Annotated in this window: 22 protein-coding genes; 12 read left to right on the plus strand and 10 right to left on the minus strand. The window is 55.9% G+C overall.

The features are described 5' to 3' along the window. Positions 1-58 precede the first annotated feature (58 nt). From ACR0DY_RS01695 to ACR0DY_RS01725, 7 genes are all read left to right on the plus strand, one after another. Complete coding sequence (locus tag ACR0DY_RS01695; RefSeq protein WP_209503925.1) at positions 59-1,099, plus strand: substrate-binding domain-containing protein; 1,041 nt, start codon at positions 59-61, stop codon at positions 1,097-1,099. A gap of 88 nt (positions 1,100-1,187) precedes the next feature. Further along, complete coding sequence (gene pstC / locus ACR0DY_RS01700; RefSeq protein WP_480480927.1) at positions 1,188-2,660, plus strand: phosphate ABC transporter permease subunit PstC; 1,473 nt, start codon at positions 1,188-1,190, stop codon at positions 2,658-2,660. Beyond that, positions 2,657-3,988, plus strand: coding sequence for a phosphate ABC transporter permease PstA (pstA, locus tag ACR0DY_RS01705; protein ID WP_480480929.1), 1,332 nt, complete (start codon positions 2,657-2,659; stop codon positions 3,986-3,988). Before pstC ends, pstA begins: the two co-directional genes overlap by 4 nt. Positions 3,989-4,000: 12 nt before the next feature. Next, positions 4,001-4,798: a phosphate ABC transporter ATP-binding protein PstB gene (pstB, locus tag ACR0DY_RS01710; protein ID WP_480480931.1), complete on the plus strand. Its 798-nt coding sequence runs from the start codon at positions 4,001-4,003 to the stop codon at positions 4,796-4,798. Positions 4,799-4,814: 16 nt separating this feature from the next. Further along, complete coding sequence (phoU, locus tag ACR0DY_RS01715; protein ID WP_480480933.1) at positions 4,815-5,516, plus strand: phosphate signaling complex protein PhoU; 702 nt, start codon at positions 4,815-4,817, stop codon at positions 5,514-5,516. A gap of 12 nt (positions 5,517-5,528) precedes the next feature. Next, the gene (gene phoB / locus ACR0DY_RS01720; RefSeq protein WP_480480935.1) at positions 5,529-6,218 is read left to right on the plus strand and encodes a phosphate regulon transcriptional regulator PhoB; all 690 of its coding nucleotides are present in this window, start codon (positions 5,529-5,531) and stop codon (positions 6,216-6,218) included. Positions 6,219-6,396: 178 nt separating this feature from the next. Further along, complete coding sequence (locus tag ACR0DY_RS01725; RefSeq protein WP_480481672.1) at positions 6,397-7,164, plus strand: SDR family oxidoreductase; 768 nt, start codon at positions 6,397-6,399, stop codon at positions 7,162-7,164. Here the strand turns inward: ACR0DY_RS01725 and ACR0DY_RS01730 are convergent. Then, a complete protein-coding gene (locus tag ACR0DY_RS01730; protein ID WP_480480937.1) occupies positions 7,161-8,030 on the minus strand; it encodes an acyl-CoA thioesterase in 870 nt (289 codons plus the stop codon). The two genes, ACR0DY_RS01725 and ACR0DY_RS01730, sit on opposite strands and share 4 nt — an antisense overlap. Positions 8,031-8,081: 51 nt before the next feature. Further along, positions 8,082-9,296 (minus strand): serine hydrolase domain-containing protein, encoded by a 1,215-nt coding sequence (locus ACR0DY_RS01735; protein WP_480545577.1) that lies wholly within the window; start codon positions 9,294-9,296, stop codon positions 8,082-8,084. Positions 9,297-9,513: 217 nt separating this feature from the next. Between ACR0DY_RS01735 and ACR0DY_RS01740 the strand changes: the two genes are divergently transcribed. Continuing rightward, positions 9,514-10,137, plus strand: coding sequence for a DsbA family protein (locus ACR0DY_RS01740; RefSeq protein WP_480537865.1), 624 nt, complete (start codon positions 9,514-9,516; stop codon positions 10,135-10,137). 7 nt (positions 10,138-10,144) lie between these two features. Here the strand turns inward: ACR0DY_RS01740 and ACR0DY_RS01745 are convergent, their stop codons facing one another. Beyond that, positions 10,145-11,179 (minus strand): phosphotransferase family protein, encoded by a 1,035-nt coding sequence (locus ACR0DY_RS01745; RefSeq protein ID WP_480537863.1) that lies wholly within the window; start codon positions 11,177-11,179, stop codon positions 10,145-10,147. Positions 11,180-11,193: 14 nt separating this feature from the next. Further along, positions 11,194-12,012 (minus strand): SDR family oxidoreductase, encoded by an 819-nt coding sequence (locus ACR0DY_RS01750; protein ID WP_480537861.1) that lies wholly within the window; start codon positions 12,010-12,012, stop codon positions 11,194-11,196. Between the two features lie 151 nt (positions 12,013-12,163). Between ACR0DY_RS01750 and ACR0DY_RS01755 the strand changes: the two genes are divergently transcribed. From ACR0DY_RS01755 to ACR0DY_RS01765, 3 genes are all read left to right on the plus strand, one after another. Further along, complete coding sequence (locus ACR0DY_RS01755; RefSeq protein ID WP_480537860.1) at positions 12,164-13,165, plus strand: NADPH:quinone oxidoreductase family protein; 1,002 nt, start codon at positions 12,164-12,166, stop codon at positions 13,163-13,165. A 123-nt stretch (positions 13,166-13,288) separates the two neighbouring features. Further along, positions 13,289-13,738 (plus strand): type II 3-dehydroquinate dehydratase, encoded by a 450-nt coding sequence (gene aroQ, locus ACR0DY_RS01760; RefSeq protein WP_480485650.1) that lies wholly within the window; start codon positions 13,289-13,291, stop codon positions 13,736-13,738. After that, positions 13,735-14,490: an autoinducer binding domain-containing protein gene (locus ACR0DY_RS01765; RefSeq protein ID WP_480480951.1), complete on the plus strand. Its 756-nt coding sequence runs from the start codon at positions 13,735-13,737 to the stop codon at positions 14,488-14,490. The genes aroQ and ACR0DY_RS01765 overlap by 4 nt, the downstream gene beginning before the upstream one ends. Positions 14,491-14,844: 354 nt before the next feature. Here ACR0DY_RS01765 and tsf read toward each other — a convergent pair whose 3' ends face one another. From tsf to ACR0DY_RS01790, 5 genes are all read right to left on the minus strand, one after another. Continuing rightward, entirely contained in the window at positions 14,845-15,720 is an 876-nt protein-coding gene (gene tsf, locus ACR0DY_RS01770; protein WP_480480953.1) for a translation elongation factor Ts, read from the minus strand. Positions 15,721-15,797: 77 nt separating this feature from the next. Next, positions 15,798-16,580, minus strand: coding sequence for a 30S ribosomal protein S2 (gene rpsB, locus ACR0DY_RS01775; protein WP_209503940.1), 783 nt, complete (start codon positions 16,578-16,580; stop codon positions 15,798-15,800). A 166-nt stretch (positions 16,581-16,746) separates the two neighbouring features. Beyond that, positions 16,747-17,622 carry a lyso-ornithine lipid O-acyltransferase gene (gene olsA / locus ACR0DY_RS01780; RefSeq protein ID WP_480485654.1) on the minus strand — a complete coding sequence of 292 codons (876 nt, stop codon included), beginning with the start codon at positions 17,620-17,622 and terminating at the stop codon, positions 16,747-16,749. Next, positions 17,588-18,343, minus strand: a complete 756-nt coding sequence (gene olsB, locus ACR0DY_RS01785) for an L-ornithine N(alpha)-acyltransferase (RefSeq protein ID WP_480480957.1) — start codon at positions 18,341-18,343, stop codon at positions 17,588-17,590. The genes olsA and olsB overlap by 35 nt, the downstream gene beginning before the upstream one ends. A 102-nt stretch (positions 18,344-18,445) precedes the next feature. Continuing rightward, on the minus strand, positions 18,446-18,628 hold the full coding sequence (locus ACR0DY_RS01790; protein WP_267364751.1) for a DUF3553 domain-containing protein: 183 nt from the start codon (positions 18,626-18,628) through the stop codon (positions 18,446-18,448). Positions 18,629-18,670: 42 nt separating this feature from the next. Between ACR0DY_RS01790 and ACR0DY_RS01795 the strand changes: the two genes are divergently transcribed. Next, complete coding sequence (locus ACR0DY_RS01795; RefSeq protein ID WP_480480960.1) at positions 18,671-19,267, plus strand: histidine phosphotransferase family protein; 597 nt, start codon at positions 18,671-18,673, stop codon at positions 19,265-19,267. Here the strand turns inward: ACR0DY_RS01795 and ACR0DY_RS01800 are convergent. Beyond that, positions 19,264-20,526, minus strand: a complete 1,263-nt coding sequence (locus tag ACR0DY_RS01800) for a glutamate-5-semialdehyde dehydrogenase (RefSeq protein WP_480545578.1) — start codon at positions 20,524-20,526, stop codon at positions 19,264-19,266. The two genes, ACR0DY_RS01795 and ACR0DY_RS01800, sit on opposite strands and share 4 nt — an antisense overlap. Between the last annotated feature and the right edge of the window lie 8 nt (positions 20,527-20,534).

Raw genomic sequence — 20,534 nt, forward strand, 5'->3', positions numbered from 1 at the left:
GGGGTGCACGCAGGATCATCATGGGGGTGATCAATCATACCTTTTCAAGGAGACTGAAATGTCCTTTGTGAAACTGTCGGCTTCTGCGCTGGCAATCGCCGCCGTCTCGGCAACCACCGCTGCTGCCCGTGACAACGTTCAGGTTGCCGGTTCGTCGACCGTTCTGCCATATGCCTCGATCGTTGCGGAACTGTTTGGTGAGAACACCGATTTCCCGACCCCGGTTGTTGAATCGGGCGGTTCGTCAGCTGGTCTGAAGCGTTTCTGTGAAGGTGTTGGTGAAAACACCATCGACATTGCAAACGCATCGCGCGCGATCCGTGAAAAAGAAATCAAAGCCTGCGCCGAAAACGGTGTGACTGACATCATGGAAGTCCGCATCGGTTATGATGGTATCGTTTTTGCAAGCCAGCAGACCGGTCCTGCCTTCACCGCTTTTGAACCTGCCGACATCTTTAACGCTTTGGGCGCAAAAGTTCTGAAAGACGGTGAAGTGGTTGATAATCCTTACACTACTTGGGCCGAATTCAACCCTGAACTGCCTGATGTAGAAATCGCTGGCTTTATTCCGGGCACCAAACACGGCACCCGTGAAGTGTTCGAAGAAAAAGTTCTGCTGATCGGTTGTGAAGCGACCGGCGCGATGGAAGCCATGATTGCTGGCGGTATGAGCGAAGACGACGCAGAAGATGCATGTCTGGCCGTTCGTACCGACGGGAAAGCGGTCGACATTGATGGTGACTACACCGAAACGCTGGCGCGTATCGACACCAACCCCAATGGCATCGGCATCTTCGGCCTGGCGTTCTACGAGAACAACACCGATAAGCTGAAAGTGGCAACCATGTCGGGTATCGCTCCTTCGACCGAAACCATCTCGACCGGTGAATATCCGGTTTCGCGCCCGCTGTTCTTCTACGTGAAGAAAGCCCATATCGGCGTGATCCCCGGCCTGAAAGAATATGCCCAGTTCTTTACCCACGACGAAATCGCAGGCGCTTCGGGTCCTCTGGCAAACTATGGTCTGGTTGCGGACCCTGAGCTGGCAAAAACTCAGGATGCAATCGCCAACGAAGTAACCATGGGTTCGGGCAGCTAATCCCGCCTTTGGTTCGAAATACCGGGGGCGGCATTTCTGTCGCCCCCACATTTTTCAGCTTTCCCGGCCAAGACCAAATGGGGGTTTCATGCCGATAGTATGGCTCGTTCTGATCGTGCTAGCGATTGCTTCAGTCGGTTACGTGTTGGGGCGCTCACGCGCCCTGCAAAGCGCCACAGGAGATATCCGGGCTTTGCACTCGCTGCCGTCGTATTATGGCGCAAATGTCGCTCTCAAGACGATCGTACCCGCATTCGGCCTTATGATCCTCTGGTTGCTGGTACAACCGCTTTACGTGAACTCTCAGGTTTCTGAAACGATCTCGGGTTCTGCCATCCAAGACGGCTCGTCCCTAAATCTGGTCATGGCCGAGGTCCGTCGCACCGCGTACGGTCTGGACAACGCGGTTGCCGCCGGGCAGATACCCGAGGAACTGGCGCGCAACGCGCGCGCGGATGTAATCGACATGACCCAGCGTCTGAAGGATGCCGGGCAGGTGGTGACGTCGGATATCACGCAACCTGTGCTGCGCGCGGCGCAAACCTATCGGATCATGAATGCGACCGGCTATTCGATCATGGCAGTCGCCGTCATACTGACCGCACTCGCCGGTGCTGCGGTCAGCTGGTTTCAAACTCGCGCGGAATACCGCGCGCGTAATGTGGTCGAGCAGGGGGTGCGTATCCTGTTGCTGGCGGCCGCATCCATCGCAATTCTGACCACTGTCGGGATTGTCCTGTCCCTGGTTTTCAACACTTGGGAATTCTTCAAGCTCTACCCTGCTACCGATTTCTTTTTCGGCACGACATGGGCCCCCAGCTTTTCGGGGCGCGGCGGGTCGTCTGAGCTTGGTATTATTCCCTTGTTGTGGGGGACATTCTATATCTCGCTCGTTGCCCTGCTGGTGGCCGTCCCGATCGGGTTGTTCGCCGCGATTTACCTCAGCGAATACGCCTCCCCCCGTGTCCGCGCCGTAGCAAAACCGCTGCTCGAGATTCTGGCCGGTATCCCGACCATCGTTTACGGCCTATTTGCGCTGCTGACCGTTGGTCCGCTTTTGCTTGGCCTGTTCGGGGATGAGGGGCTTGGCTGGATGAAAGCTGGCACGGCAGTCATGACCGCTGGGTTGGTCATGGGCATCATGCTGATCCCGTTTGTGTCCTCTTTGTCCGATGACATCATCAATGCGGTGCCGCAGGCCATGCGCGACGGCTCTTACGGATTGGGCGCAACGCAATCGGAAACCATCCGTCAGGTCGTTCTGCCAGCTGCGCTTCCGGGTATCGTGGGGGCGATCCTGCTGGCCGCATCGCGCGCCATCGGTGAGACTATGATCGTGGTTCTTGGGGCAGGGGCGGCAGCACGGCTGAGCCTGAACCCGTTTGAAGCCATGACGACGGTCACCGCAAAAATCGTGAGCCAGCTAACCGGAGACGCGGATTTCGCTTCGCCCGAAGCGCTTGTGGCCTTTGCACTGGGCATGACCCTTTTCACCCTCACGCTTGGGCTGAACATCTTTGCCCTCTACATCGTGCGTAAGTATCGGGAGCAATACGAATGACCGACGCCAGTATGCAAAGTCCTGAAACAGGTCATCGCTCTGTCTCGCTGACTGTAGCGGATGCACATACCAAAAAACGCGCAAATGCAGAGAAACGATTTCGGGCCTACGGGATTGTCGCTATTGCAACGGGCCTGTTCTTCCTGATCGTTCTGTTCGCCTCAATCCTGTCGCAGGGTATTCCGGCCTTTCAGCGCACTGTTGTCAGCGTGGATTTCACCTTGTCCGCTGCGCAGCGAGACGAGGCGGAAGGTACGTTGTTCAAGACCAAGGCCTATTCCAACCTGTTCATCGCTCAGCTGAGCAAGGAACTGGAAGACCAAGGGATCAGCGTTGATTTCGACGAAGAGGCGATCGAACGTCTTCTTGGTAAAATCGGCGGTACAATCCGAACTTACTATGCCGATAACCCCGGCAAGCTGGGTGATCCGGTCAAGTTTGATCTGGCCGCCTCCAGCCGGGTCGACGGGTATTTCAAAGGCCGCGTGTCCCGTGACTCCTTGCAGGACAGCCGGTTTCTACAGCTAAGCGATCTGGATCTGGTTGATGCGCTGGAACAGGCGGGCATCATCAAGCAGGCTTTCAACTGGCCGTTCATCACCGGCGCGGATTCTGGCGTTGACAACCCGGGCGGTGCCGGCATCGGCGCCTCGGTCATTGGGTCGTTTTTCATGATGCTGGTGGTTTTGGGCCTGTCGCTGCCCATTGGTGTGGCAGCGTCGATCTATCTTGAAGAATTCGCTCCACAGAACAGGTTCACCGACCTGATTGAAGTGAACATCTCGAACCTTGCAGCCGTGCCGTCGATTGTGTTCGGTATTCTGGGTCTGGCCGTGTTCATCCAGTTCATGCACCTGCCACAATCGGCGCCGCTGGTTGGAGGTCTGGTTCTGACCCTCATGACATTGCCGACGATCATCATCTCGACCCGCGCCTCGCTGAAAGCGGTTCCGCCGTCGATCCGTGATGCAGCGTTGGGGGTAGGGGCCTCGAAAATGCAGGCTGTGTTCCACCACGTACTGCCTTTGGCCGCACCAGGCATTCTGACCGGCACCATCATCGGTCTGGCACAAGCCTTGGGTGAAACTGCACCGTTGTTGCTGATCGGCATGGTAGGCTTTGTGGCGCGGGGATATCCCGACGGGTTCCTTGCCGGCTTTACCGAGCCGAACTCGGCAATGCCCGCCCAGATTTACACTTGGGCCGCACGCGCTGATGTCGGGTTCTACGAAAAGGCCTGGGGCGGAATCATCATCCTTTTGATGTTCCTGCTGACCATGAATATCATCGCTATCATCCTGCGCCGCCGCTTTGAACGCCGCTGGTAATTGGGGGCAATAATGAACGACATGACACGAGTGGAGAGAACCGTGGACTCCAAAGACATCAAGATCAACGCGAAGAAGGTTCAGGTTTATTACGGTGATACCCACGCCATCAAGGACGTGAGTGTTGAGATCGAAGACAAGACCGTCACGGCCTTTATCGGCCCTTCGGGTTGTGGAAAATCGACCTTCCTGCGGTGTCTGAACCGGATGAACGACACCATCGATATCTGCCGTGTCGAAGGTGATATCCTGTTGGACGGCGAAGACATTTATGACAAGCGGGTCGACCCCGTTCAGTTGCGCGCCAAAGTCGGCATGGTGTTCCAAAAACCGAACCCGTTCCCCAAGTCGATCTACGACAACGTGGCCTATGGTCCGCGCATCCACGGCTTGGCCAAGAATAAGGCGGAACTGGATGAGATCGTTGAGAAATCCCTGCGTCGAGGCGCAATCTGGGATGAGGTCAAGGACCGTCTGGATGCGCCTGGCACGGGTTTGTCAGGGGGGCAGCAGCAACGTTTGTGTATCGCGCGCGCCGTGGCAACCGAACCGGAGGTCCTGTTGATGGACGAGCCGTGCTCGGCGCTGGACCCGATTGCAACCGCACAGGTCGAAGAGTTGATCGACGAATTGCGTTCCCGATATTCGGTTGTGATCGTCACACACTCGATGCAGCAGGCCGCGCGCGTCAGTCAGAAAACGGCCTTTTTCCACCTGGGTAATCTGGTGGAATTCGGTGAAACCGGTCAGATTTTTACCAATCCGGTCGATCCGCGCACGGAAAGCTACATTACAGGCCGTATCGGCTAAGCACAGGTATCAAACAATGAGCGAACAACATATTGCATCTGCTTTTGACCGCGACCTCGAAACAATCCAGGCGCATATCATGAAGATGGGCGGTCTGGTTGAGGCCGCTATCATGGGCGCGGCGCGCTCGCTTGAAAGCCGTGACGTTGAGCTGGCCCAGGAAATACGACAAGGTGACAAGGCCATCGACGCGTTGGAAGACCTGATCGACGAGGAAACCGCGCGTCTGATTGCATTGCGCGCGCCCACGGCCAGTGACCTGCGACTGGTTCTTTCGGTCCTGAAAGTATCCGGTAATCTCGAGCGGATTGGCGATTACGCGAAGAACATCGCCAAGCGTACGACCGTTCTGGCCAATGCGGGCGAGATCAGCGGCAGCGCAGCTGCCTTACGCCGCATGGCGCGCGAAGTTGAACGTATGCTGCGCGACGCGTTGGACGCCTATATTCAGCGCGACGCGGAACTGGCCACCGACGTCATCAACCGCGATGAAGAGGTCGACCAGATGTATAACGGCCTGTTCCGCGAATTCCTGACCTTCATGGCTGAAGATCCGCGCAATATTTCGGCCTGTATGCACCTGCATTTCATCGCCAAGAACATCGAGCGTATGGGCGACCATGTAACCTCGATTGCCGAGCAGGTGGTGTATCTGGTTACAGGCGACCGCCCGACCGAGGCTCGGCCCAAGGCCGATATAACGTCGCAAACAGCGTAGGAGAGGCTTGAGATGTCCGCAGATCAACCGACGGTTCTGGTGGTCGAGGATGAGTTGGCCCAACGCGAGGTGCTGGCCTACAACCTTGAAGCCGAAGGTTTTCGCGTCTCAAAGGCGGCCAACGGTGACGAAGCTATGCTGCTGGTCGACGAAGACTGCCCGGATATCATTGTTCTGGACTGGATGATGCCCAACCTAAGCGGGATTGAGGTTTGCCGCCGGCTCAAAAGCCGTCCGGACACACGCTCGATCCCGATAATCATGCTGTCGGCCCGATCAGAAGAGGTAGACAAGGTTCGCGGGCTGGAAACTGGTGCCGACGATTATGTGGTCAAACCATATTCGATCGTCGAACTGATGGCGCGTGTCCGAACACAACTGCGCCGCGTCCGACCGGCAACTGTTGGCTTGCGACTGGAGTACGATGACATCATTCTGGATTCGGAAACCCACAAGGTCAGCCGTGACAGCAAGCCCTTGAAACTGGGTCCAACCGAATTCCGGCTTCTTAGCACGTTCATGGAAAAGCCGGGCAGGGTCTGGAGCCGTGAACAATTGCTGGATCGGGTCTGGGGACGCGACATCTATGTCGATACGCGTACCGTTGATGTACACATTGGACGACTGCGCAAAGCCTTAACGCAACATGGCGGGGATGATCCGGTTCGCACAGTCCGCGGTGCCGGTTACGCGTTGGGATAATTCGCATCAGACCTGTGTTGATCGCATTGGTCTGATGGCTGATTGCAATGGAATCTGAGTATATCTCGGTTATTTCCTATTAGCGTGTAATTGGTATTATGGTAATAATGCAATACTTGTAATACAGAACGCAAGCCAACACATTGATAACACTGTAACGAACCTGCCCGGAATACGCATGGAGCTTGAGAACAAAACTGTCGTTGTCACCGGCGCTGCCCAAGGTATTGGTCGTGGTCTTGCAGAACGGTTTTCCCAAGAAGGTGCACGTGTAATCTGCTCGGATGTCGATATCGCTGGCGCAAATTTGGTCGCAAAGCAAATTGGTGGTCAGGCGTATCCCTGCGACGTTTCCAGCGAAGCGCAGATCAAGGCTCTGATTGATTTTGTTGAAGAAACTGTCGGTCCAATTGACCTGTTTTGCGCAAATGCCGGAATTCTGACGCTTGGCGGTCTCGATGTTGCGGACGAAGATTGGGATCGGATCTGGAAGATCAATGTCATGTCCCATGTCTGGACTGCTCGCCATCTGGTTCCACGCATGGTTCGTCGCGGCGGCGGATATATAATGATAACTGCGTCTGCGGCAGGTTTGCTGAACCAACCTGGTGCAGCCCCATATGGGGTTACCAAACACGCGGCTGTAGGATTTGCCGAATGGCTTTCGCTGACATATGGCGCTGAAGGATTGAAAGTCTCGGTCCTGTGTCCGCAGGCGGTACGTTCGAAAATGACCGAAGGCCATGAAATCTCAGTAGCTTCGATTGATGGGATGCTTGAGCCCAGAGATGTGGCTGAATCCTGTGTGCAAGCTATTCGAAATGAACGGTTTTTGGTTCTGCCTCATCCACAAGTCGCTGATTATTTGCAATTCAAAGCGGCTGATTACGATCGGTGGCTTATCGGAATGCAGAAGTTAAATCAAAGGTTTATGGGCAATACTTAAGGTTGTGCGCGAATTCTGCGCATCAATCCTTCCTGTGCGACAGATGCAACAAGGGTACCGTCCTCGGAATAGATCGATCCACGGTTAAAACTGCGTCCCTGCCCCGTCCACGGCGAATCCATCACGTACAGATGCCAGTTCTGAAAATTCACCGGCGCGTGAAACCATAGCGCGTGGTCCAGACTTGCGCCGTTGAACTCTCCGCTAAACCAGCTCAGACCGTGTGGCCGCAATCCAGAGGACATCAGGTTCATGTCAGACGCATAAGCCAGCAGTAAGTGCTGTGTTCTGGCGTCAACGGAAGCGGCTGCAGGCATACGGAACCAAGTCTGGTTTCGATCATCAGAGACTTTCGGTGTGAATGGATCCAGGTGATCGACTTCCCGAACCTCGATCGGGCGCTCGCGCAGCAATTCGCCTCGTAACCTTTCTGGAACACGTTCAACATATGTTTTACGCAATTCAGATCGGGACGGGTACGCTTCCGGTGCGTTCACGACGGGCATCGGATGCTGATGGTCCCAACCTTCGTCCCGGACATGAAAGGATGCCGACATGTTCAGGATTTGCTTTCCATGCTGAATCGCAACCACACGGCGGGTTGTGAACGAACCTCCGTCTCGCGCGCGATCAACTTGATAAATAACGGGTTTCTCTGGATCTCCCGGGCGAATGAAATAGGCGTGTAGCGAATGGCACAACCGCTCTTCAACAGTCCGATACGCCGCAGCGAGCGCTTGCGCGATGACCTGTCCGCCAAAGATGCGTGTGGGCGTTTCACCGCCCGACCCTGTCCCGCGAAACAGATCGACCTCAAGCCGTTCAATATCCAGAAGATCCAGTAAGATACGTTCCGCTTCGGTCATCGTCTGCTCGCAAGTTGTGTCGTCCGGCACCGGGTATCAGTACAGAGGAAATCATTCAATCATGGCCGCATGAACCAGTGCCTTGAGTTCGGCGCGGGATGGGTACGAACTTGAGGGGGACAGTTGGGTAAAGAAAATCGCCGTCAGGTCATTCTGCCAGTCAATCCAGAAATAGGTCGACGCCATTCCACCCCAGCTGAAATCCCCGATAGAGCCGGGAACCCTTACCAGACCGGGATTCAGAACAACCGCACCGGCTAGCCCAAAGCCCATTCCGTCCATCGGTTGCTCTGCAAAACTCTGCGGACCCATTGACGCAATGTCGCCGGGAAGGTGATTGCGCATCATGAAATCGACTGTTTTCGGACCAAGTATGCGGCACCCGTTCCCGGCCCCCCGATTTCGAAGCATGTCCGCAAATTTGGCATAATCATCGATTGTCGAGATCAGACCGCCACCGCCGGAAAAGGTCGTCGTGTTTTCGAACGGGGATCCTATGTGGGAATCGAACAGTCGCAGGCTTTCGCTACCGTGATCCGCGGAATTCAGCGCCATCGCGTCGCCAGCCAATGGGGTATAGAGCGATGCGAAACGATCCCCTGCCCCAGCGGGTGCGGAAAAACCTGTTTCGCGCATGTCCAGCGGCTCAAGGATTTCGCTTCGAAAGAACTGCTCCAATGACTGGCCCGAGACCACCTCGATCACTCGACCCAGCACGTCAATCCCGACCGAGTATTCCCAGCGTGCACCGGGTCGGAACGCCAGTGGCAGCCCTGCCAGATCGCGCACAAGATGTTCCAGAAACCCCTGATTGGGTTTGAAAATAAGGTCCCGTTCATCCATCGCTTGAGGCAAAAGCCCGGGGTTGAACGGGTAGCTTAGCCCACTGGTATGCGTCAGTAACTGATGTAGTGTTGGAGGCGGTGCAGCTTCGGTCTGATCCAGTTTCTCCGCCCCCGGGACCAGCGCCTGCATATCTTTGAATTCAGGCAGAAACTCAGACACAGGCACGTTCAGGTGAACAAGCCCGCGTTCGACCAATGTCATCAACGCGACCGATGTGACCGGTTTGGTCATGGAATAAATGCGCACCAACGTGTCGCGTTGGAAGGGCCGGCCAGTCTCCAGGCTGCTGAGACCACAGGCATGAAAAAAGGCCTCATTCCCTTTTTGGCGCAGCAAAAAGGATGATCCAGCATATTTGCGCTGCTCAACATAGCTCTCCATCCAATGGCTAAGCCGATCCAGCCGGGTTTGATCAAACATGGATTGCCTGTGGGACATTTAGATATTTCCGTTCGGTGTTAAGCAGTGACTGTTTAAGCTTGTGACCTGAAATAACAGCAAAAAGCTGCGTGTTGCAGAGAAATTCGTGATCAGACTTCCTCAGCGTGCCTCACAATGAAATGTTAGACTGATTTCGACGCAGATTCGCCTGAAGTTCAATGAACAAGATTTCAAGGGACCGAAACGGAGGAACCCTATGACGCAGACCATAGACTTCATTTACGATTTTTGCAGCCCGAACGCGTTTCTCGCCCATAAGATCCTTCCCCAACTTGCCGAGCGCCATAACGCAAGCATTACATATGTGCCTGTCCTTCTACCTGCGGTGTTCAAGGCGACGCATAACCAAAGCCCGTTTCAGGCATACTCCGAAAACCGCCAGAAAACGGCCTATTTGACGCATGATCTGCATAGGTTTGCCCGCCGTCGTGGGCTGAGCTTTCATATGAGCCCGCATTTTCCGATCAATACCAAACTTGCCATGCGCGGTGCGTGCTTTGCCAATGGAAAACCTTGGGAAGTCAAATATATAAACGCGATTTTTGATGCAATTTGGGTGCATGGTCAGAAGGCGGACGAGATCGGTGTCTTAACGGATATCCTGCATGAAAACGACTTGCCCGTTCGCAAAATTCGCGAAGCCATGTCGAGCCCAGACGTTAAACTGAAACTAAAAGAGATAACCAAGTCGTCGGTTCGGCGAGGTGTGTTTGGGGTTCCCAGCATGTTCACCGGGGCTGAGCTGTTTTTTGGAAAGAACAGTCTGCCAAATCTTGAAGTTGAACTTTCAAGGCAAGATAGTGACATAAAAACAGCTTGATAGGTCGTCACTCTAATGTGGACTCAAGAGCTTTCAGGCCGTGCTGGGCGAATATAGGAACATATGCGCCAAAAGCCTTTGCGCGGTCGGGGTCTGACGCGTTCCCATTCAGCGCGCGTTTGTAGACACCCTGTAGAATGCCCGCCATGCGAAAGAAATTGAAGCCCAGATAAAAGCCGAAATTGTCTATGCCATCCAGGCCTCGACGTTTGCAGTATTGGGCAATGAATGCCTCATCGCTGGGCAGGCCCAGGCTGTTTCGATCCACACCCGCCAGCCCCCGGCCCTGTTTTCCCGGCGGCAACTGCCATTGCATGATTACTGCGGCCAGATCTGCATAAGGGTGACCGATCGTCGACAGTTCCCAATCCAACACTCCGATACATTCCGCCCGGTTCGGCGCAAACATCAGGTTATCGATGCGGTAATCCCCATGCACCAGCGTGCGCTGCCCGTCATCGGCCGGTACCGAGGTCTCTAGCGCTGAAGCCAGCGCATCCATATCCGCAATGGCCGAGGTCTCGGACGCGCGGTATTGCTTGGTCCAGCGCGCGATCTGACGCTCGTAATAGTTGCCAATCGGCCCATAGTCAGACAGGCCAACGGCATCGATATCCACCATGTGCAATTGGGCAAGAACCCTGTTCATTTCGTCAATGATGGCGGCGCGGGTTTCGTTGCTTTCTTTGGGCAGGGTTGGGTCCGGAAACACCCTGCCCTGCAAGCGTTCCATCACATAGAAGGCCGAGCCGATGACGCTGTCGTCTTCACACAGCAGATACATCGTGGGCACCGGAACCTCGCTCCCGGCAAGGGCGCTTTGAACCCGAAATTCGCGATCAACGGCATGTGCCGATTTCAGCAATACGCCGGCGGGTTTTCGGCGCAGTACGTATTCCTTCTCTGGTGTGCGTAACTCAAACGTCGGGTTGGATTGCCCGACATCAAATTTCCTCGCCTCCAATGGCCCGTTGTAGCCGGAAAGATGCGCGCTCAGATACGCATCTACCGCCGCCAGATCCAGATTGGTTTCGGTTTTCATCGGCTGTCTTCCCGTCACAGGGCCTCGGCAAAGATGTTTCCGGCGGTCACCACGTTGATCCCACCCGAAACCGGGATCACTGCGCCTGTCACATAGCTGCCGCCGCGACCGCACAGGAACAACATACAGCCTGCAATATCCTCGTCCCGTCCGACGCGACCCAGAGGTACAGACTTGCCAACCCGTTCTCTGATATCCTCATCGGCTGTCGCAAAGGCAGTCATGCGCGACACAAACGGCCCCGGAGCGAGTGCGTTAACCGTAATGTGGTGCGGCGAAAGTTCCTTGGCCAAGACCTTGGTCAGGTGCAAAACAGCAGCCTTTGAGGCCGAATAGCTGTAGGCCCCATCGCCCATTGGGACTTCACCCATGACTGACCCCACATTGACAATGCGCGCCGGGTCTTCGGCGGTGCCTGATTTCATTAGCATTGGCAAAAGCCGCTGGGTCAGTTCAAATATCCCTGTCACGTTGACAGACATGACCTTTTCCCATGCATCGTAGGGAAACTGCCCCATGGGAGCACCCCAGGACACCCCCGAATTGTTCATCAGGATGTCTAGTTTGTCCGTACGCGCCTGAATGTCAGAGACCAGCTTGCCTATACCGGCTGCGCTGCCAATGTCACCGGCAAAGCCTTCGGCGCTGCCCGGCGCGTCCAGCGCGTTCAGTTCTGCGGCGACCGTGGCACAGGCGTCTCCTTTTCTTGAGGCAATGAGCACGCGCGCGCCCGCACGAACCAGCGCCTCGGCTGCCATGCGGCCAATACCTGTCGCCCCACCTGTTACCAAAGCGGTTTTGCCGTGAAGCGAAAAGAGGGTGTCGGGGGTCATTTTGTGCTCCTCAGTTTCTTTGTCACCAGTTCATCGTGATACAAATTGCGTTCCTCTTGCCGTCGCGGCAGGCGTTGGACCGTAGCGTTGACAAAAAACCATGCTGCACCAAAACTTCCTCGACACAAAGTACAGGCAGATCAGAGGCGGTATGCAAGCATTACTCAGCGTCGCACCGGGCGGTCCCGAAACCCTGGAGCTTACGACCCTACCAGATCCGCAGCCGGGCAAAGGCCAACTTTTGATCGGTGTGAAAGCAGCGGGTGTGAATTTTCCGGACACGTTGATTATCCGCGATCTGTACCAGATGAAGCCGCCACGGCCCTTTGCTCCGGGCGGTGAAATTGCGGGTGAAGTTCTGGCTGTGGGCGAAGGCGTCAATGGATTGAAGCCAGGCGACCGTGTTTTGGCCCTAACCGGGCATGGTGGGTTTTCGACCCATGTCACGCTCAAGGCGGACACTGCAATCCGAATTCCTGATGCGATGCCCTATGAAGATGCCGCCTGTTTCATTTTCACCTACGGCACGTCCTGCCACGCGTTGAAGGATCGGGCGGAGATTCAACCCGGTGAAACCCTGTTGGTACTGGGTGCCGCCGGAGGTGTGGGGTCAGCCGCCATTGAACTGGGCAAAGCCATGGGTGCCAGGGTGATCGCAGCCGTTTCATCACCTGAAAAGGCCGAATTCTGTAGCCAGATTGGTGCCGATGACGTGGTGATTTACCCGCGCGACATGGACAAGGATGCGCAAAAAGCCTTCTCAGCCGAAGTTAAGAAACTTGCCGGTCCTGAAGGCGTAGACATCGTCTACGACGCTGTTGGCGGTACGCTGGCCGAACCGTCCCTGCGCAGCATGGCCTGGAAAGGTCGTTACCTTGTCGTCGGTTTTCCAGCGGGCATTCCGCGGATTCCCTTGAATTTGGCCCTTTTGAAAGGATGTCAGATCGTTGGTGTGTTTTGGGGCGCGTCAGTTTTCCGCGATCCAATCGGCCATGCTGACAACGTCAAGAACCTGTTCGATCTGTACACAGCCGGCAAAATCAAACCCCGAATTAGCGCCCGGTTCCCGCTTGCCCGCGCGCACGAGGCGCTTGAACAATTGTCGCAGCGATCCGTTCTCGGAAAAATCGTTGTCACCATGGCGGAAAGTTGAAGCCCTTAACAAAATAGCGACCCGCTTCGTACACCGGTTTTTCGACTGTACTCGATCCGGCAAAGGCAGGTAGACAACCCAACCTTTAGGCGTCTATGTACCATTAATGGGGATCGTGAAGACATGCACAACGTTTTGGTATTGAACGGCCCAAACCTCAACCTGCTTGGCACACGGCAGCCCGAGGTTTACGGCAGCACCACTCTGAAGATGATCGAGGAGGAGTGCCAGCGCCATGGCGCGTCCATTGGCCTTGAAGTCTCGCATCTGCAATCCAACCATGAGGGTGTGTTAATTGATGCGATCCACGGCGCACGCGGTGTGCAAGATGGCCTTGTGATCAATGCGGGGGCGTTCACACACACGTCGGTTGCGCTGATGGATGCCATCGCGTCAGTTGACCTGCCGGTTGTCGAAGTTCACCTGTCCAACATCCATGCAAGGGAAGCATTCCGGCACAAGTCCTATATTGCGCCTGTTGCTCTGGGGCAGATCTGTGGCTTTGGCGCCCAAAGCTATGTTCTTGCTCTGGACGCGCTGGCCGCGCATTTGAAAGCAGGTGGCACGGCATGACCCTCAGGGAATATCTGCGGTTTGTCAGCTATGCCAAGACCCTGGAAGACCTGTGGGATGCGCATTGCCGACAGATGGCGGAATTCGGGTTCGATCGTCTTATCTACGGCCACACGCAATACAGGACGGCAACCTCATTGGGTGATCCAGAGGACTTTGTCATTCTGACTAACCATAACCGTGCCTATGTGGATGGCTTCATCAAGGACGGTTTGTATTTTCACGCCCCCATGTTGAAATGGGCGCTGGACAATGAAGGTGCCGCCAGCTGGAAAATGTTGCTGGACATGCATTCTCGCGGGTCGATGACCGATAAAGAGCGTGAGGTTTTCGAGTTCAACAAGTCCATGGGCGTCGTTTCTGGTTACACCATCAGTTTCAACTCGGTCTCTGTGCGCTCGAAAGGGGCGATTTCCCTATCCGCCAAGGAAGGGATGAGCCAGGAAGACATTGACGCGATCTGGCAAGAGCATGGTGAAGACATTCTTTTGATGAACAACGTTGCGCATCTGAAGATCCTGACATTGCCTTTCAACCCACCGAACCGGGCCCTGACAAAGCGTCAGCGCGAGGCGTTGCAATGGGTTGGTGACGGAAAAACCACGCAGGACATAGCCTTGCTGATGGGCCTGACAGCGGCAACTGTCGAAAAGCATCTTCGACTCGCCCGTGAGGCGTTGTCGGTTGAAACGACGGCTCAGGCTGTTTTGAAGGCATCTTTGCATAATCAGATGTTCATTATGGAAGTTTAGGAGTGTTTTTATGACGCCATCCCGCGTCAGTTTACCCTAGGTAAGGAAATCACTACTTTTCAAATCTAACCTAAAAGTTGCAAAGTGAGAGTGTTCCGTGAGTGGTGGCTTTAGCCAGGGAACATTCGGTTGGATCTTTGCGATTTCAAAGCTCTCCAATCACTCTGACAAGGGGGCGCCTATTCGTCCGCGTACCTGTGTCGGAATTTTGGGGGGCCTCGACCATCCCCATCATGCGGGGCCCTCCAATCCTTCACTTCTTTGCCAATTCTCTGATGTGCCACCAACAAAAAAGGGCTACGCGACGCGTAACCCTTTCACTTTGTTCAGCAAGGCCCCTGTCGGAGCCTTTCTTTAGCCCTGAGCAGCTTTTGCGACTTCGGCAGCGAAGTCTTCTTTTTCCACAACGATTCCTTCGCCAACTTCCAGGCGAACAAAGCCGGTGATGGTTGCGCCGGCTTCTTTTGCAGCGGCTTCAACGGTCAGATCAGGGTTCACAACGAATTGCTGGCTCAGCAATGTCGATTCGGCGACGAATTTTTTCATGCGACCTTCGATCATCTTTTCGATCACCTGCTCCGGCTTGCCGGATTCGCGGGCGATGTCCATCTGAACCTGCTTTTCCTTCTCGACAATTGCCGGGTCCATGTCGGCCTCGGATAGGGCAGCCGGGTTCACAGCGGCGATGTGCATCGCAACCTGCTTGCCGATAGCTTCATCACCACCCGACAGTGCAACCAGCACACCGATTTTGCCCATGCCGCTGGTCGCAGCGTTGTGCACATAAGACACAACTGTTTCACCTGACAGTTTGGCCATGCGGCGCACCGACATGTTTTCGCCAATGGTGGCGATCTTGTCGGTCAGCGTGTCGGCAACGCTTTTTCCGCCCAGATCAGCGGCCAGCAGTGCTTCGATGTCGTCCACACCTTCAGCAGCGTTTGCAATCTTGCTGACCATTTCCTGGAACTCAGCGTTTTTCGCAACGAAATCGGTTTCCGAGTTCACTTCGACAGCAACACCGTTGCCACCGTTGACGTGAACAGCAACCAGACCTTCTGCTGCGGTACGGCCTGATTTCTTGGCCGCTTTGGCCAGGCCTTTGGTACGCAGCCAGTCAACGGCGTCGTCCATGTTGCCGCCGGTTTCGGTCAGCGCTTTTTTTGCGTCCATCATGCCTGCGCCGGTCGAGTCGCGCAGTTCTTTAACCATTGCTGCTGTGATTGCCATCTTTTGGCTCTCCTCAATTCAAACGGAATTGGGGCAGGTCATACCCTGCCCCATATGTCATTTACGTGACGGGCAGCTTACGCTTCGGCAGGGGCTTCTGCGGCTTCTTCCGCAAGAGCTTCTTCAACCGGAGCTTCTTCGAATGCGCCCAGATCAACGCCTGCTGCGCCCATCTGCGCGGTCATACCGTCCAGAGCGGCGCGTGCGGCCAGATCACAGTACAGAGCGATTGCGCGTGCCGCGTCGTCGTTGCCGGGAATGATGTAGTCAACGCCATCGGGCGAGCAGTTGGTGTCGACTACAGCCACAACCGGGATACCCAGTTTGTTGGCTTCTGCGATGGCCAGTGCTTCTTTCTTGACGTCGATGACGAACAGCAGGTCCGGAACGCCGCCCATTTCGCGGATACCACCCAGCGACGCCTGAAGTTTGCCTTGGTCACGTTCCATGCCCAGACGCTCTTTCTTGGTCAGGCCTTCTGCGCCCGATTCCATGGCTTCGTCGATCTGGTTCAGACGGTTGATCGACTGGGAAACGGTTTTCCAGTTGGTCAGCGTGCCGCCCAGCCAGCGGTGGTTCATGTAGTACTGAGCCGACTTTTCAGCCGCTTCAGCGATCGGGCCAGCTGCCTGGCGCTTAGTACCAACGAACAGAATGCGGCCACCTTTTGCGACGGTGTCACGAACAGCCTGCAGAGCCTGATCCAGCATCGGAACGGTCTGGGTCAGGTCCATGATGTGGATGCCATTGCGCGAGCCGTAGATGAACGGGCCCATGCGGGGGTTCCAACGCTGTGTCTGGTGACCAAAGTGAACGCCAGCTTCCAGCAGCTGACGCATGGTGAACTCGGGAAGAGCCATGCAATTTTCCTTTTCCGGTTTACGCCTGGGCGGGGGTGAAAGAAGCGGACGCTCCAACCGGCGGTCTTGATGAGGATGTCTCCCTCAAAAAGGCCAAACCCCGCCTGCGGGTTTGAATGGCGCGCGTATAAGGCAGGTTTGCGCGCTACGCAAGGGCCAATCGCCCCTATTTTTCAAGCTGCGCCAATGCGTGCGCATGCCTGACGGCGTCTTCACAATGGGCGGCCAGAGCCTTGCGGTTTTCAAAGTCGCTGACCCGCGCTGGCGCATGATATATTAGTTCAACAGTTCCTTGCCGACGTGCGCCAAGGGTCTTCAGCAAATGCGGCCCGAACTCCATATCCCCCCACCAGCCATAAAAGCGTTTTGGCTGGCCTTTGGGCGCGTGAAACACCACAGAAACGGGTTGGATATACATGAAATCACGCAACTCATCTGCAAAGAACGCGGCGAAAAGCGTTGTTTTGAAAGGTAAAATGCGAAGCCCGTCGGTTGAGGTGCCTTCGGGGAAAAACAACAGTTTGTGACCCACTTTCAGGCGGGTTTCAAACAGCTTGGTTTGTTCCTTGGCTTTCTTGCGATCCCGTTCGATGAACAGCGTCCCGGTCGCACGGGCCAGCCAGCCGATACCGGGCCATTTGGCAACTTCTGCCTTGGAGACAAAATAGACCCGCTTGCGCGCGTTCAGAGCAAAGATATCCAGCCAGGACGTGTGGTTTGCCACCACCGCCCCCCTCTCTTTCATCAGCGCGCCTGATGTGCGGAATCCGATGCCAAGAATTCGAAACGCGTTGCGGCAGACAAACTGTGTGATGAACGGCGTCACAGGTCGCCGGACGCCGAAAATCGGATACTCGATCAGGCGAACGGCCAGAAGGATGATCAGGCCACCAAAGACAAGGGCCGCCAGCGGGACTCCGCGCAGAATGACCAGAACCCATCCGGTAACGCCCAGCTCGATCGGATCGGGCGCGTCTTCACTATTCCAGAGCGGGTCGTTCACAGCGTCACGCCCCGCCATAAATTCGACGCTGCCGTTCATTCATGCGCGTCGTGTCGAGGATCAGGCACACATCCGTTGTGTTGAAGGTGTGGTCGATAAAGGCGCCCTCGCCCACGAAACCACCCAAGCGAAGGTAGGCTTTGATCAATGCTGGCACCTGAACCATGGCGGCGCGGCGGTCCAAAGCCTCTGGTTTCACAAGGTCCATCGACTGAAAAACATCGGGCTGCGCCCGTACGCGCAACTCTGGCGGAGCCAGATGGTTGTGGTGAAGCATCGACAAGGGCTGCGCCAATGTGGCCACGTCTGTTCCGTGAAAACTCGCAACGCCGAACAGCACCTCAATGTCACGTTCCGCTACATAAGCGGCCAAACCGTTCCACAGGTGGTACATTGCCGTACCCCCACGGTAGTCGGGGTGTAGGCACGACCGTCCCAACTCCAGCAGTTTGCGCCCACTGTTCTTGAGAACGGTCAGGTCATATTCATCTTCGGAATAGAATTGTCCCAGTTCCGCAGCACGTTCGCCCGGTAACATCCTGTAGACGCCAATAATTTCGCCGGTGTGATCATCATAGGCCAACATATGATCGAAATACGGGTCGAAACGGTCTTTCTCGAGGCCAGCATCGTGATCAACCATCTCTCCGCCGCCCCCCAACTCACGCACGAAGACGTCATAGCGCAGGCGTTGAGCTGCTTGCAGGTCGGCTTCGGTCTCGGCCAGTTTTACGGTGAAAGAAGGGCCAGTATCCGGCATATGGGGTGATCCGTGTTCTTTTGGCTGCTGATACCGCAGTTTTTCAGCCAAAGGCAACAAGCCCCGCTTCGGTCAGCGTTGTTAACCTTTCCTAAACCACTTTCACAGATCAAAGACCGGCATCAGGGCGATGCGCGTTCCGTCGATCACCACTTTTCCCTGCTCGCGAAAGTTCACGGTGATCTTGCCTGCAATGTTGGACTGAACCTGTCCGACGCCCCATTCGGGAAAATCCGGGTGGCGGACAAACATGCCCGGTGCAAGTATAGCATTCATGTCTGTCATAGGGGCCTCCGGGACGTGCGGCAGATACAGTCGGAGGTACGCATGGGCGAGAGCAACGTCAACCTGGCCGAATTGATCGGTTCGCGGATTTGCCATGATCTGATCAGCCCGATCGGCGCGATCACCAACGGGCTTGAGCTGTTGGATATGGTGGGCGCCGTACAGGGCCCCGAGATGGAACTGATCTCGGGCAGTGTCGGAAGTGCCGGGGCACGTATACGCTTTTTCCGCGTTGCCTTTGGCTCGGCCAGTGATCAGCCGCTTGGTCGGACCGAAGTAACCGAACTGCTGAAAGATATCGAGCGTGCCGGGCGGATACGGGTCAACTGGAACCTGACCGGGCCTGTGCCGCGTAATCAGGTCAAACTGGCCTTTCTGGCGCTTATGTGCTGCGAAAGTGCCATGCCGCTGGGCGGCGCAGTCGAGATCGTCAATCAGGGCAACAATTGGATAGTGACCGGGGTTGCAGACCGGTTGAATGTCGATAGTGATCTTTGGAAGAACGTCGTGACAGGTCGGTTTCCCACCAAGATCACGCCCGCGCACGTTCAGTTCGCGTTGTTGCCTGAAACGGCAGCTGCGATGGGCCGGCGGATTGCCGTTGAAACCTCGGCAACCCGCGTGTCACTTCGGTTTTAAGCCCGGATCGTTCCGTTCCCGCGCACGAGATATTTGAAACTGGTCAATTGCGCCGCCCCAACCGGTCCGCGCGCGTGCATCTTGCCCGTCGCGATTCCGATTTCTGCCCCCATGCCAAACTCGCCACCATCCGCAAACTGAGTCGAGGCATTGTGCATCAGGATTGCGCTGTCCAGACGCTCAAAGAAACGGGCCGCAGCCGTGTCATTCTCGGTCATGATGCAATCGGTGTGGTTCGAGCCGTATTGCTGAATATGAGCAATCGCGGCATCAATATCGGCAACGGGCTTCGCCGCGATCACGCTGTCGAGGAACTCTTTTCCCCAGTCTTCCGCCGTAGCAGCAACTGTACCCTCCCCAGCGAGGACATCGTCGGCGTGAACCTCGACGCCTGACTGGACCAGTGCCGCAACCACGTCACGCCCCAGTGTGTCGGCGATATCCTGATGAACCAGCAAGCATTCAGCGGCTCCGCAAATACCAGTGCGGCGGGTCTTGGCATTCAGCACAACTTCCAGCGTTTTCTGCGGATCAGCAGCCTTGTCGATGTAAATGTGCACGATGCCTTCGAGATGGGCAAAGACCGGCACACGGGCCTCTCGTTGTACAAGGCCTACCAGTCCCTTGCCTCCGCGTGGAACGATGACGTCGACATAGTCGGTCAGCGTCAGCAGCTCCTGCACCGCGGCGCGGTCGCGTGTGGGCACAAGTTGAATGGCGTCTTCGGGCAGGTTCGCGGCCTTCAGCCCTTCGACCAGACAGGCATGGATCGCGGCTGAGGAGTTAAAGCTTTCGGATCCGCCACGCAGGATTACCGCATTGCCCGATTTCAGGCACAGCGCCCCGGCATCCGCAGTCACGTTGGGTCGGCTTTCATAGATCACGCCGATAACCCCCAACGGTGTCCGGACGCGCTGGATGTTAAGGCCCGTGGGCATATTCCATTCAGACAGAACCTCACCCACCGGATCGGCCTGATCCGCGACGGTTCTCAGCCCGTCTACCATGCCCTGAACGCGCGCCTCATCCAGCATCAGGCGATCCATCATTGCGGGGCTCAGTCCCTTGTCGCGGCCGAATTCCAGATCTTTTTGATTAGCTTCGATGATCCGTGCCCGGTTGGCCCAAACCGCGTCGGCGGCTGCAATCAGCGCCGCGTGCTTTCGTTCAGCTGTTGCGAAAGCCAGTTCACGCGAAGCGGCTTTGGCACGTTTCCCAAGATCTTCCATCAGAGCAGGAATGCTGTTGAAGTCTTTCATATCGCGTG

Source organism: Ruegeria sp. O6, assembly GCF_056535045.1.